The following is a 13,513-nucleotide window of genomic DNA, read 5'->3' as shown; positions in this document are numbered from 1 at the left end:
TTAGTTTTCCTCCGGTGATTCTGTCATTAAGCCAACAGCTGGCACGCCAGACGCCTGCAAGGTCACCATTAACTGAATCACATGCTCGTAAGGAATACTTCTATCAGCTTTAACCACAACTGGGCGCTCAGGCTCTAGCTCGACCAAAGCGCCAACCTCGATACTAATTGACTCAAGTGTCATGGGCTCAGAATTAGAACCACTGCCCACGTTTAAGAAATAATCACCAACAGCATCAATCGAGGCGACAATGGGTGGCTTGCTTTCAGCAGGTAGTGGCTCTGCCTCGCCTTGTGGCAATTCGACTTTTACGCCTTGGGAGACAATCGGCGCTGTCACCATAAAGATGATCAACAGCACTAACATCACGTCGATATAGGGTACAACGTTGATCTCAGCGACAGGCCGGCGACGTTTACGTTGATACATTAGCTCGCATCCTTCTCGGCATAAGCCTGACGTTGCAAGATGTTGGCAAACTCTTCCATAAAGTTGGCGTAGCTACCTTCAAGCTTTTCAACTTGAGTAGAAAAACGGTTATAGGCAATAACTGCCGGGATAGCGGCAAATAAGCCCATTGCAGTCGCAATTAGGGCCTCAGCAATACCTGGAGCCACCATGGCAAGTGTGGCGTTTTCAACTGCTCCCAACGCAATAAATGAGTTCATGATCCCCCATACCGTTCCAAACAAGCCAATATACGGGCTGGTTGAACCGATGGTGGCAAGTAAAGGTAAGTTATTCTCAACTTTTTCAATTTCGCGCGACAGACTTACTCGCATCGCTCGCGATGTCCCATCCATTACCGCTTCAGGCGCTTTACTGTTTACTTTACTAAGACGCGAATACTCTTTAAAACCTGCGATAAACATCGACTCAAGCCCTGTTACGCTATCACCGCGGGCACTTAACTCTTTATAAAGGCGGTTCAAGTCAACACCAGACCAAAAGGTATCTTCAAACTTAACAGAGCGAGTACGTGCATGATTGAGCAATTTGCGACGTTGAATAATCACAGCCCAAGATAAAATCGATAAACCGAGCAAGGTCAACATCACTAATTTCACGAGCAAGCTCGCTTCAAGGAAAAGACCAATAAATGAAATATCAGCGTGCACGGTTAAACTCCTGAACTATTGATTGCGGAATGCCCTTAGGGCGCATTTTTGAAAGGGCGATACAAGCAACTGTTATGCTTGCTTCGCAATACACATTATCTTGCTCATCAATTAACTGTTGATGAAACACCATAGATGCTTTCTTTAATTGGGTTAGTGTTGAACGAACGCTAAGTGATTGCTCAAAACGGGCGGCGATACGAAAGTCGATATCGGCATGCTTTACAACAAACGCAATATCTTGCTTAAGCAACTCGGTTTGGTTAATCGCTAATGACTTTAACCACTCGGTTCTCGCCCGTTCGAAAAAGTTGAGGTAATTGGAGTGATAAACAACACCGCCAGCGTCGGTATCTTCATAGTAAATGGAAATTGGCCAATTAAAGGTCATTAACGTTTGCATAATCTATTATTTATTTTTCGCTTACTATACCTAGTCACTCTAGGCTTGTGAATAATATGACCACTGAAATCCGACTTTTGCTCACTAAAATACCCGATTACGTCCAATGTAGGGTTTAAGTGAAGAATTATTAATCCGCAATACCTTAACAATAGCAATGTTGACGACTACTTCGCGCTTTGCTCAGCCAGCCCACCCTTAAATAAGTTTGCACATTTAAAACTTATAGACACAACAGCTCCGCTGTATCTAGTCTATCCAAACGCACCTAACTGCAATATCACGTACTTGCCCTTATTTATCTAACCCAATTAACTAACCAGGATATTCAGCTCAGTCATCCCCTATGCAATCTATATTCTTTAATAATTTCATAAAAATTAATTCGGCCAACATGCCATATAAACCGAATTTAACATTTTGTTATCCTTGCTAGCATGGGGGATACGAATAGATATGCACTAAAAATGCAAATCTTCCGTGCAAGTATGATAAATCACAGTGCTTATAATAATTTCTAGTGACTAGCATAATACTCACAGCCAATTAATCATAAGAAAAACTAATGCAAACATGAAAATTTTCTAGTTTGTCAAACTAGTGCCCAGGCTCTAATATTTACCTCGTTCCCAAAAACAAGTTTTTCAGATTTTTGAGAACAAAGAACACCAGATTGATGTAACCCAATACATCAGTTGTTATTGGTTCTTATGCTTGACTTCCTTCCTTCAATTTGTTGATTGCAAATTATTCGGCCTGCTTATTTAAGCAGGCTTTTTTTTGCCTAAGTTATAGTAACTTGGGTAATCTAAACCTCATAATGCAAATCAATAAAAACGCCCCTGCACTATGTGCAAGAGCGTTCTACTAATAACGATAAAATTGCAGCGATATAAAGAGTTGGCCTACGTTTAGCCTTCCGTATACCTCTTAAGTGATATTTGCCGAATCAATCGGCAGCCTACAGGCTGAAAGCCGTGAACAAAATGGCTAAATCTGCGGATACTTGTGATTAGATATCTTTAGTGATTTTAATGACAACACGGCGGTTAATTTGCCTGTCTGTCGCCAACGCGTTACCCGCAACATGGCGACGCTCACCGTGACCGGTTGTCGAAATTCGGGTTTGGTCAATGCCACTTGCCACTAAAATATCTTTTACGGATTGAGCTCGCAATTCAGATTCCTGTTGGTTAGCGGCTTGTTCACCATAGCTATCGGTGTATGCATCAACCAAGATGAGGTCAACATCTTGGTCATGCTCTAAATAACGCTTTACTCGCTCTAGCTGCTTTTTCGAGTATCGAGTCAACTCTTTGCCACCTTCGCGATAGTTAAGAACAGTAAAAGAAATGTCATCAAAACCATAAGGCAGTAGATTTGCTAAGCAAGCACGAAACTTATGATATTCAGAGCTAAAGTTTGCCGAAGAGATCCCTACCGCCACTTTTGAAGACGGGTTGTACCAATCTGCGTAGTAGAAGGTAGGTACCATGCCCTGACTTAGCTCATTAAGCATGGCCCAAGCAGCTTTCTTCGGCACTTCACCGTTAAACTGCTCATGATAAGTTAATGTGGTAATTTCCCGAGAGTTTAGACCTGGTCGCCACTGTGGTGCACGGCTAATCAATTTTGCCTGAGTAACCGCATCAGGTTTTAGCCACATATCTAGGGTAAACAACATATTCATGTCTTTACCAGAGCGACTGGTAAACATAGCTGTACCATAGCCAGGAATGTCGTGAGAAAGCTGGCATTCAACAGGTGAGTCTTCGCTGATTTTCCACATTGAGTTATCAAGGGATGCAACATAATGACGTAGCTCAGCTTGCGCACTTGAGCACATCAAAATAGACGCTGCCAACAGCCATTTTTGCCACATATTGCTTCCCCTAATCACTAAGTTCTCTTTAGCTATCGGCCTTAAACTGGAATCCTTTAACCAAACTGCTATTAATTGGTGATTATTTACCCTAAGCAACATGACAGCGCCACGGCGATTCGCCATAATAGCCGACCAACGTCATCACAGCGTTTCGATGACCAGTAAAATAGGATACGGCAGGCATGACTGACATTTGCGACACCAATAAATTTAAGAATCGATTTCGTGGCTACTACCCCGTCGTTATCGATGTGGAAACAGCTGGTTTTAACGCTAAAACAGATGCCCTGCTCGAAATAGCCGTCACCCTATTAAAAATGAATGAAGATGGTGTGCTTGAGCTTGATAAAACCCTGCACTATCACATCGAGCCGTTTGAGGGTGCAAACCTTGAACCTGACGCATTAGCGTTTAATGGTATCGACCCATACAGTGCGCTGCGCGGTGCGGTCGATGAAAAACAGGCGTTTTTAGAAATCTTTAAAGAAGTGAAAAAAGCGCAAAAAGCGGCAGACTGTCACCGCAGTATTATTGTGGCTCACAATGCAGCCTTCGATGTTGGCTTTGTCAATCACGCCATTGAACGCAACTCATTAAAACGTTCGCCATTTCACCCATTTGCCAGCTTTGACACTGCAACCCTTGCAGGCCTTGCAATTGGTCATACGGTATTAGCCAAAGCTTGCAGAATGGCTGGCATTGATTTTGACAATAGCGAGGCCCACTCTGCACTATATGATACGGAGCGCACCGCTGAGCTTTTCTGTCATATCGTTAATAAATGGAAGGCTCTCGGTGGCTGGCCATGCGTGTCACTTGAAGATCAGTCACTTGAAAAGCCTGCCCTTGAAGAGCCTGCCGTTGAAGAACAGAGCAACGAAACTAAGTAGTTGCAGTAAGATAAACGACTAACCAAAACAAAAAAGCTGCCCGGAGGCAGCTTTTTAATACTCGTAAAACTAATCTAGGTACAGATTAAAGCTTTTCTGAGTTGTCTTTTAGGTAAGAAGCAACACCTTCTGGGCTTGCGTCCATACCTTCATCACCTTTTGACCAGCCCGCAGGACAAACTTCACCGTGCTCTTCGTGGAATTGAAGCGCGTCAACCATACGGATCATTTCGTCAACGTTACGACCTAGTGGTAGATCGTTGATAACTTGGTGACGAACTTGGCCTTCTTTGTCGATTAGGAAAGAGCCACGGAATGCAACACCAGCTTCAGGGTGCTCAACGTCGTATGCTTTACAAATCTCATGCTTAACGTCAGCAACAAGAGTGTATTTAACTTGGCCAATACCACCTTTATCAACAGGAGTGTTACGCCACGCATTGTGAGAGAATTGTGAGTCGATAGAAACACCAATTACTTCAACGCCGCGCTTAGTGAATTCTTCCATACGGTGATCAAATGCGATCAACTCTGAAGGACATACGAAAGTGAAATCTAGTGGGTAGAAGAAAATAACCGCTGGTTTACCTTTAATCGCTGTTGCTAGGTTAAAGCTATCAACGATTTCACCGTTACCAAGTACTGCTGCTGCAGTGAAATCTGGGGCTGGACGTCCTACTAATACGCTCATTTTTACTCTCCATTAATGGCTTAAATAGTTCAAGTTAGTGTATACACGTCATGGTATAAACAAAACTGTGACATACCATACTACTAATTTGGAGTAGCAGTAAGATATTTCCGATGAATTTTGTTTTATTCGTTGAAAAATACAACACCGTGAGTTTAGTTCACATACGCACCCAAGCTACAACCTCGCTTTACATTGAGTGTCATGCTTATTTACAAGTTATCAGCGAATTGATAATTAGCGCTGCAAAGTTAATGAAATAACACTATTGAGCTAGACAAACTCATTAAATCAGGTCAAAAATAACCGTTTAACAAAAATCTAATAAGAAGCGTAAATATGAATGCAGTTGTAATTGCGGTGTGCTTAATGCTCATTTTGAGTTTTGCCCGCGTCAACGTGGTCATTGCACTGACCATTAGTGCAGTCGTTGCCGGTTTATTTGGCGGCTTGAATTTAAACGAAACTATCGCTGCATTTAACAGCGGTCTAGGTGGTGGCGCGCAAATAGCACTTAGTTATGCGCTACTCGGCGCCTTTGCTGCAGCTTTATCACACTCAGGTTTAACCACCTTAATCTCGCAATCAATAATAAAAAAGCTAGGTAAAGAGCCAACGAGCACCAATACTAACCTGCTGCGTTGGAGCTTGCTATTTGCCATTCTAGCCATGGCCGTTAGCTCGCAAAACGTGCTACCAATCCACATTGCGTTCATCCCAATTTTAATTCCGCCACTATTATTGGTGATCTCAGCGCTCAATATCGACCGTAGACTTATTGCTTGTTTGCTAACCTTTGGTCTGGTTACCACTTACATGATCTTGCCAATCGGTTTTGGCGGTATCTTCTTGAACGATATTTTGCTTGCAAACCTGACCAGTAATGGACTTGAAGCGACAAGTAGCCAAATTCCACAGGCAATGCTGCTTCCAGCACTTGGCATGGTCTCTGGCTTACTAATTGCGATGTTTGTTAGTTATCGCAAACCAAGACAATACCAAACAAAACAAGTTGATCAACAGCAACAAGAGGTTACTGTAGAAACCAAAAGTATTTGGGTTTCTGTAGCTGCCATTGTTGCCACTTTAGTTGTACAGCTACAAACAGACTCAATGATTTTTGGCGCCTTAAGTGGATTTATCATTTTAAATCTATCTGGTATTTTGAAGAACGTTTCTGGCCAGGACTTGTTTAGTCAGGGCGTTCTCATGATGGCGAATATCGGCTTTATTATGATTGCTGCTGCAGGCTTTGCAGAAGTTGTAAAATCTACTGGCGAGGTTTCTACGCTTGTGGCCTCAATTGGCGAGTTTATCGGTGATAACAAACCGCTAGCCGCCATGCTGATGTTAGTAGTGGGTTTATTGATTACCATGGGTATCGGCTCATCATTCTCTACGATCCCGATTATCGCCACCATTTATGTGCCACTCGCACTCAGCTTTGGATTTTCAATCCCTGCGACCATTGCTCTTGTTGGCACAGCTGCAGCGCTTGGCGATGCAGGCTCACCAGCTTCTGATTCAACCCTAGGTCCCACTGCAGGTCTAAATGTCGACGGTCAACACGACCACATTAGAGACAGTGTTATCCCAACCTTTATCCACTTTAATATTCCTTTATTGGTTTTTGGTTGGATAGCCGCCATGGTGCTTTAGCTCTGAGTTAACAAGTCGGTTAACAGAATGAGCCGTCTTGAAATAAATTGACGGTTTTAAAGTGAGGCCACCGTATCACGCGTTGGCCTTTTTTATTGTCAACTAAAAGCCCCGAACTAGATAGCGCACCTGACTCTAGTTTAGCTGCTTGTACAATGCCACAAGTTAACCCTTGGCTAAGTGAGAACAAAAACATGACTCTTCAAATAAAGCGCTTGGAATTAAGTGCCGCTATACCAATGCTGAGATAAGAAACGTATTGGAGCATAAGGATTAAACAAGGCATAACCCAAGTATGCCTAACAATATCTTCAAATGCTGTCGGCGGCTATACAAGCACTGAAATGGCTTCTGAAAAACAATAAAGCTCCCAAAGTGGGAGCTTTATTTCCTGTCTAATTCAATAGAAAAGTACGCAATATTCCTATAATAAACGGTTAGTCGTTAGCTTTGGCTGCCGTGCCACTCTGCTGTTTTGCTTGTTGTGCTTTAGCACCTAGCAACTCAGTATTGTCAGCGAGCCAATAGCCTAAACCAACAATCACCGCACCACCGACAATATTACCTAGGGTAACCGGAATTAGGTTAGCACCAATATAGTTGACCAGGGTTAAATCACTAAATTGCGCAGGTTCTACATTAGCGGCCAACCAAAATGATTCAGGCGCAAACTCAGCAATCACAATCCCCATAGGGATCATAAACATGTTAGCAATACAGTGCTCAAAGCCAGCACAAACAAACATGGCTACCGGCAACATTACGATAAAGCACTTAGTGAATAAATCTTTAGTCGCAAATGTCATCCATACCGCCAAACACACTAACATGTTACACATGATGCCAAGAACAAACGCTTGCCCCCAGGTATGATGTAACTTGTGTTGAGCAATTTTAAGTGCGGTTAAGCCCCATTGACCATCATTTAACGCAAATAAGCCACCTGCGAAAATCATGCATACCATGATGAACGCACCAAGCATGTTGCCAAAGTAGACTCGAGTCCAACATTGCAGTTGCTGAGCAACCGTTATCTTATTGTGAGCCCAACCGACTGTAGTCAACACAGTACTAGTGAACAACTCAGCTCCAGCAGCAATAACCAACATTAAGCCCATGCTAAATGCTAACCCACCAACCAAGCGCGTCATGCCCCATCCCATGGTGCTACCTGTGGTTACCGAAATATAAAAGATAAAGGCAATAGCAATAAACACCCCAGCAAACACAGCTAATATAAATGACTGTTTTGCTGGCTTATTGACTTTTGCAATACCGTATTCACTGGCAGCGGCAACTAAAGGGCTTTTAACAACAGCGGCTGACTGTTGCTTACTTGTATTAGACATAACATCACTCGTATCGACTCGCTCATCCCACCTTCTATAGCAATAGGAAAAACGTCAAAATTAAAATGGCACAAAAACACAGGTTAAATTGGTCTTACCAATATTTTCATGTACTTTTTCTTATTGACTAAGCCTTAAACAACCAAGTTAAAAACGGACATAAAGAGTTCAAAACATTATTCAACGGACATAGAATAATCAATTAATATACCAATCGGAATCGGCAGCGTGAAAACTGTTACCTGGGTAACAGTTTTGTATATTGCTTATACACGAAGTTCGATTCTCAATGCGTTTAGTGGAACGCTATGCTAATATCTTTAGGGTAAATTGGTCTTACCAATATTGATAAATAAGAATTTCACTAAGTCGACTCGTACCAATACCGACTTGGAAATAGGTTCAGATACCGCAATAATCATCTATTGTTGTGGGTCAAATATTAGCAGACTAAAGCAATTACCTATAATAAGTATCATCTGGCACTCATGTTATAGATAATGGTCTACAGTCAATTAAGTTTAAATACGATTAAGGTAGCAATCGATGACTAAACAAACAGAAGTATTTGCTAAAGCTTGGGAAGGTTTCGCCGCTGGTGACTGGAAGTCAGAAGTAAACGTTCGTGACTTTATTCAGGCTAACTACACTCCATATGAAGGTGACGAATCTTTCTTAGCCGATGCAACCAACGCCACTACTGCCCTTTGGGACAAAGTAATGGAAGGCATCAAGCAAGAGAACAGCACTCATGCTCCTGTTGATTTCGACACAGACAAAGTTTCTACCATCACTTCTCACGATGCAGGCTACATCAACAAAGATTTAGAAACTATCGTAGGTCTGCAAACTGACGCACCACTTAAGCGTGCTATGCTGCCAAACGGTGGTATCCGTATGGTTGAAGGTTCGTGCAAAGCTTACGATCGCGAACTAGACCAAGACATCAAATACGTATACTCAGAACTACGCAAAACTCATAACCAAGGTGTATTTGATGTATATACACCAGAAATCATGGCTTGCCGTAAATCAGGTGTACTAACAGGTTTACCAGACGCATACGGTCGTGGTCGTATCATTGGTGACTACCGCCGTATCGCGCTATACGGTATTGACTACCTAATGGCTGACAAGTTTGCACAGTTTGGTTCACTGCAAGCCCAGTTCGAAGCAGGTGAAGACTTATCTAACGTTATCCAACTACGTGAAGAAATCGCTGAGCAACACCGCGCTCTTGGCCAAATGAAGCAAATGGCTGCATCATACGGCTACGACATTTCAGGCCCTGCGACCAATGCCCAAGAAGCAATTCAATGGACTTACTTCGGTTACCTAGCTGCTGTTAAGAGTCAAAACGGCGCGGCAATGTCACTTGGCCGAACTTCTAGCTTCCTAGACGTATACGTTGAGCGTGATCTTAAAAATGGTGTGATCACTGAAGAGCAAGCGCAAGAAATGGTTGACCACTTCGTAATGAAACTACGCATGGTTCGCTTCTTACGTACTCCTGAATACGATGAGTTATTCTCTGGTGACCCTATCTGGGCAACTGAATCTATCGGCGGTATGGGTGTTGACGGTCGTACGCTAGTAACTAAAAACAGCTTCCGTTTCTTACACACACTTTACAACATGGGTCCAAGCCCTGAGCCAAACATCACGGTACTTTGGTCAAACCAACTACCACAGGCATTCAAAAACTACTGTGCGAAAGTATCGATTGACACCAGCTCAATCCAGTACGAAAACGACGACCTAATGCGTCCAGACTTCGACTCTGACGATTATGCAATCGCGTGTTGTGTAAGCCCTATGGTTGTAGGTAAGCACATGCAGTTCTTTGGTGCGCGCGCTAACCTAGCTAAAACAATGCTATACGCCATCAACGGCGGTATTGATGAAAAGATGAAGAAGCAAATCGCGCCTAAGTCTGACATCATCACTGCTGACGTACTTGAGTTTGACGACGTTATGGGTCGTCTAGACACGCTAATGGATTGGTTAGCAACCCAATACGTGACAGCACTAAACTCAATCCACTACATGCACGACAAGTACTCTTATGAGTCTGCGCTAATGGCACTGCATGATCGCGACGTTCGCCGTACTATGGCATGTGGTATTGCTGGTCTGTCTATCGCTGCTGACTCACTATCTGCTATTAAGTACGCCAAAGTGAAGCCAGTACGTGATGAAGATGGTATTGCAATCGACTTCGAGATCGAAGGTGACTACCCTAAATATGGTAACAACGACCCACGCGTTGATGACATTGCTTGCGACCTAGTTGAACGTTTCATGGCGAAAATCCGTGACCGTAAGATGTACCGCAATGCAGTACCAACTCAGTCTATCTTAACCATTACCTCTAACGTGGTTTACGGTAAGAAGACAGGTAACACCCCAGATGGTCGCCCTGCAGGCGCACCATTTGCTCCAGGTGCAAACCCAATGCACGGCCGTGACGAATCTGGTGCAATTGCATCACTAACGTCGGTTGCCAAACTACCATTCTCGCACGCTCAAGATGGTATCTCGTACACCTTCTCTATCGTACCTAACGCACTAGGCAAAGATGAAGGCGGTCGCTGCGCAAACCTTGCATCACTGATGGACGGTTACTTCATGAGCAACGAGGCACGTGAAGGTGGTCAGCACTTAAACGTGAACGTGATGAACCGTGAAATGCTAGAAGATGCGGTGGTTAACCCTGAGAAATACCCTCAGCTAACAATTCGCGTATCGGGCTACGCAGTTCGCTTCAACGCACTGACACCTGAGCAGCAACAAGACGTGATCACACGTACTTTCACTAAAGGTTTGTAATCCTTTAGTCCTGCAGGGCAGCATCAATAGATGCTGCCCAACTTTTTAGCCTTAACGCCTTCAACACAAGGAAGATCCATGACCAAAGGCCGTATTCATTCAATCGAATCATTTGGTACCGTAGATGGGCCTGGTATTCGATTCATCGCCTTCTTGCAAGGGTGTTTGATGCGCTGCCAATATTGCCATAACCGGGACACTTGGGATCTCGATGGCGGTAAAGAGGTTACAGTTGAAGAGCTAATGACACAAATTCTGTCTTACAAGCCATTTTTAGTTGCCGGTAACGGCGGCGTAACGGCTAGTGGTGGCGAAGCGATTTTACAAGCTGAGTTTGTCCACGCACTGTTTAAGGCGTGTAAACAAAATGACATTCATACCTGTTTAGATACCAATGGTTTTGTTCGCAAGTACGAACCGATTATTGATGAACTACTCGATCAAACCGATCTAGTGATGCTTGATATCAAGCAGATGAATGACGATACCCATATCGACCTGACCAAAGTGAGCAATCAGCGCACTTTGCAGTTCGCTGAATATTTGGCTAAACGCAACCAAGCAACCTGGATCCGCTATGTGGTCGTCCCAGGGTTTACTGATGATATTGCCAGTGCAATAAAATTAGCCGAATTTATTAAACCAATGACCAACGTAGAAAAAGTTGAACTATTGCCCTATCACCAACTAGGTGAGCATAAATGGGCATCATTTGGTGAACAATACAGTTTAAAAGACGTAAAGCCGCCGTCAAAGGAAGTGATGGAAACCATTAAAGCCGTGTTTACCGAACGTGACATCAACGCAGTTTACTAATTAACAATAATCAAAAAACGCGCTAGATGAGACTAAAAAGCTAAAGTTCATCCCAATAGCTTTTGTCTAATCGTTCGAAAGCAAGCTTTAATATATAAGCCATGTCTAAATAACAGGCTTTTGCCGTCAATGGCTGACAATTAACCCCCATTGACGACAACTTTTGCGATAACTGGTTACTCCAGTCAAATAAGGTTAACGGCAACGGATGCTGAGCTCGCCAACCAAGCCAAATATAGCCTTGGATTGGCAAGCTAATAAAAAATAAGCCCATGGCAATAGCCTGTGGCAAGTGTGCCCAACCTAGCACGCCAACCTGCATAACCAGGGTGGCAAGCGCAATAGCGGGCATCACAAACAAAGCTAACCTGGTTGCCTTTATCACCCGGTACTCAGGAAAAAACCAGCTTAATTGTTTCACCATCGGCCATACCTTCATATAGCGGCGGCCTTGGTTAAATAAAGAATACAAATTGACGAGCAAAGCTAAGTAACCAATACACACAAATCGTGTTTATACCATAGCATAAAGCACGCTCGCGCCCCAAACCAAAGGGCCACCAGTCAATGTTTTAGGCTTAACCCTTGCCTACTGTATGCCAGCGTCATACATGGAAAATGGTTCAGTTAACAAGAATTTAGTTTTTACTTTAATGAAAAGGCGTAACCATGTCAGATAAATTAGTCCTAGTACTTAACTGCGGAAGCTCATCTTTAAAATTTGCCGTCATCGGTGCCGAGTCTGGTGAAGAGCACATTTCAGGTCTTGCTGAGTGTTTCGGTCTTGAAGATTCACGTATTAAGTGGAAGTTCAATGGTGCTAAAAATGAAGCGTCTTTAGGTGCGTTCACAGCTCACCGTGAAGCGGTTGAGTTTATTGTTGACAAAATCTTAGCCGAGCATCCACAGCTTGCCGAAAACATCCAGGCAATTGGTCATCGTATCGTTCACGGTGGTGAAAAGTTCACTCGCTCTGTGATCATCACTGATGAAGTGATCAAAGGTATTGAAGATTGTGCTTCACTTGCACCTTTGCATAACCCTGCTCACCTTATCGGTATTCGTGCAGCGATGGCATCATTCCCTGATCTGCCGCAAGTTGCAGTATTTGACACCGCCTTCCACCAAACCATGCCAGAAACAGCTTACATGTATGCCCTGCCATACAAGCTATACCGTGAGCACGGTATTCGCCGCTACGGTATGCACGGTACGAGTCATTTATTTGTTAGCCGTGAAGCAGCTAAAGCACTTAACAAGCCAGTAGAAGACACCAACGTAATCGTTGCTCACTTAGGCAACGGCGCATCAGTCACTGCAGTTAAAGGCGGTAAGAGTGTGGATACTTCAATGGGTCTAACCCCACTTGAAGGTTTGGTAATGGGTACACGTTGTGGTGACCTTGACCCATCAATCATCTTCCACCTAGTCAACCAGCTTGGTTACACACTAGATGAAGTTAACAACCTATTGAACAAGCAATCAGGTCTACTCGGTATTTCTGAGCTAACCAACGACTGCCGTGGTATCGAAGAAGGCTATGAAGAAGGCCACAAAGGCGCAACCCTTGCTCTGGAGATTTTCTGCTATCGTTTAGCTAAGTACATTGCATCTTACTCAGTACCACTAGGGCGTATTGATGCAGTGGTGTTTACTGGCGGTATTGGTGAAAACTCTGACGTTATCCGTGAGAAAGTACTGAACCACCTTGCAATCTTCAACTTCTCTGTTGATGCAGAAAAGAACACAGCTGCACGCTTTGGCAATGAAGGCGTGATCACAACTGACGACAGCACAGTGGCTATGGTTATCCCAACCAATGAAGAATGGGTAATCGCTGAAGATTCAATCAAGTTAATTGCAGCGCAATAAG

General features: G+C 43.6%; 12 protein-coding genes. 5 read left to right on the top strand and 7 right to left on the bottom strand.

Translation table 11 applies throughout. The features are described from left to right. From tolR to EXU30_RS18055, 4 genes are all read right to left on the bottom strand, one after another. Positions 1–429: a protein TolR gene (gene tolR, locus EXU30_RS18070; protein ID WP_130602407.1), complete on the bottom strand. Its 429-nt coding sequence runs from the start codon at positions 427–429 to the stop codon at positions 1–3. Then, complete coding sequence (gene tolQ, locus EXU30_RS18065) at positions 429–1,118, bottom strand: protein TolQ (RefSeq protein ID WP_130602405.1); 690 nt, start codon at positions 1,116–1,118, stop codon at positions 429–431. Before tolQ ends, tolR begins: the two co-directional genes overlap by 1 nt. Further along, positions 1,108–1,509 (bottom strand): tol-pal system-associated acyl-CoA thioesterase, encoded by a 402-nt coding sequence (gene ybgC, locus EXU30_RS18060; RefSeq protein ID WP_130602403.1) that lies wholly within the window; start codon positions 1,507–1,509, stop codon positions 1,108–1,110. The genes tolQ and ybgC overlap by 11 nt, the downstream gene beginning before the upstream one ends. A gap of 1,024 nt (positions 1,510–2,533) precedes the next feature. Continuing rightward, a complete protein-coding gene (locus EXU30_RS18055; protein WP_130602401.1) occupies positions 2,534–3,403 on the bottom strand; it encodes a flagellar protein MotY in 870 nt (289 codons plus the stop codon). Between the two features lie 185 nt (positions 3,404–3,588). Here EXU30_RS18055 and rnt point away from each other — a divergent pair, with 185 nt between their 5' ends. Further along, entirely contained in the window at positions 3,589–4,296 is a 708-nt protein-coding gene (gene rnt, locus EXU30_RS18050) for a ribonuclease T (RefSeq protein ID WP_130602399.1), read from the top strand. A gap of 85 nt (positions 4,297–4,381) precedes the next feature. Here rnt and EXU30_RS18045 read toward each other — a convergent pair whose 3' ends face one another. Next, entirely contained in the window at positions 4,382–4,987 is a 606-nt protein-coding gene (locus tag EXU30_RS18045) for a peroxiredoxin (protein WP_130602397.1), read from the bottom strand. Positions 4,988–5,326: 339 nt separating this feature from the next. Here EXU30_RS18045 and EXU30_RS18040 point away from each other — a divergent pair, with 339 nt between their 5' ends. Next, a complete protein-coding gene (locus EXU30_RS18040; protein ID WP_130602395.1) occupies positions 5,327–6,646 on the top strand; it encodes a Na+/H+ antiporter family protein in 1,320 nt (439 codons plus the stop codon). A gap of 437 nt (positions 6,647–7,083) precedes the next feature. Here EXU30_RS18040 and focA read toward each other — a convergent pair whose 3' ends face one another. Continuing rightward, positions 7,084–7,995: a formate transporter FocA gene (gene focA / locus EXU30_RS18035; RefSeq protein ID WP_130602393.1), complete on the bottom strand. Its 912-nt coding sequence runs from the start codon at positions 7,993–7,995 to the stop codon at positions 7,084–7,086. 546 nt (positions 7,996–8,541) lie between these two features. On the opposite strand from focA, the gene pflB reads away from it, so the two are divergent. Both pflB and pflA read left to right on the top strand, forming a co-directional pair. Continuing rightward, positions 8,542–10,824, top strand: a complete 2,283-nt coding sequence (gene pflB / locus EXU30_RS18030; RefSeq protein WP_130602391.1) for a formate C-acetyltransferase — start codon at positions 8,542–8,544, stop codon at positions 10,822–10,824. 78 nt (positions 10,825–10,902) lie between these two features. Then, positions 10,903–11,640 carry a pyruvate formate lyase 1-activating protein gene (gene pflA, locus EXU30_RS18025; RefSeq protein WP_130602389.1) on the top strand — a complete coding sequence of 246 codons (738 nt, stop codon included), beginning with the start codon at positions 10,903–10,905 and terminating at the stop codon, positions 11,638–11,640. Between the two features lie 40 nt (positions 11,641–11,680). On the opposite strand, the gene yfbV is transcribed toward pflA, so the two are convergent. Continuing rightward, positions 11,681–12,064, bottom strand: coding sequence for a terminus macrodomain insulation protein YfbV (gene yfbV / locus EXU30_RS18020; protein WP_242620260.1), 384 nt, complete (start codon positions 12,062–12,064; stop codon positions 11,681–11,683). Between the two features lie 245 nt (positions 12,065–12,309). Here yfbV and ackA point away from each other — a divergent pair, with 245 nt between their 5' ends. Then, positions 12,310–13,512 (top strand): acetate kinase, encoded by a 1,203-nt coding sequence (ackA, locus tag EXU30_RS18015; RefSeq protein WP_130602385.1) that lies wholly within the window; start codon positions 12,310–12,312, stop codon positions 13,510–13,512. Position 13,513: the final 1 nt, after the last annotated feature.

It is taken from the genome of Shewanella maritima, from assembly GCF_004295345.1.
GTDB lineage: Bacteria > Pseudomonadota > Gammaproteobacteria > Enterobacterales > Shewanellaceae > Shewanella > Shewanella maritima.
Note: the sequence above shows the minus strand (reverse complement) of the source record. Positions and strands in the feature narration are given on the sequence as shown.

Bases quoted from the DNA above. Each gene is read 5' to 3' on its own strand.
- tolR (WP_130602407.1), bottom strand. From the start codon at position 429: ATGTATCAACGTAAACGTCGCCGGCCTGTCGCTGAGATCAACGTTGTA.
- ybgC (WP_130602403.1), bottom strand. From the start codon at position 1,509: ATGACCTTTAATTGGCCAATTTCCATTTACTATGAAGATACCGACGCT.
- EXU30_RS18055 (WP_130602401.1), bottom strand. From the start codon at position 3,403: ATGTGGCAAAAATGGCTGTTGGCAGCGTCTATTTTGATGTGCTCAAGT.
- rnt (WP_130602399.1), top strand. From the start codon at position 3,589: ATGACTGACATTTGCGACACCAATAAATTTAAGAATCGATTTCGTGGC.
- EXU30_RS18045 (WP_130602397.1), bottom strand. From the start codon at position 4,987: ATGAGCGTATTAGTAGGACGTCCAGCCCCAGATTTCACTGCAGCAGCA.
- EXU30_RS18040 (WP_130602395.1), top strand. From the start codon at position 5,327: ATGAATGCAGTTGTAATTGCGGTGTGCTTAATGCTCATTTTGAGTTTT.
- focA (WP_130602393.1), bottom strand. From the start codon at position 7,995: ATGTCTAATACAAGTAAGCAACAGTCAGCCGCTGTTGTTAAAAGCCCT.
- pflB (WP_130602391.1), top strand. From the start codon at position 8,542: ATGACTAAACAAACAGAAGTATTTGCTAAAGCTTGGGAAGGTTTCGCC.
- pflA (WP_130602389.1), top strand. From the start codon at position 10,903: ATGACCAAAGGCCGTATTCATTCAATCGAATCATTTGGTACCGTAGAT.
- yfbV (WP_242620260.1), bottom strand. From the start codon at position 12,064: ATGGTGAAACAATTAAGCTGGTTTTTTCCTGAGTACCGGGTGATAAAG.
- ackA (WP_130602385.1), top strand. From the start codon at position 12,310: ATGTCAGATAAATTAGTCCTAGTACTTAACTGCGGAAGCTCATCTTTA.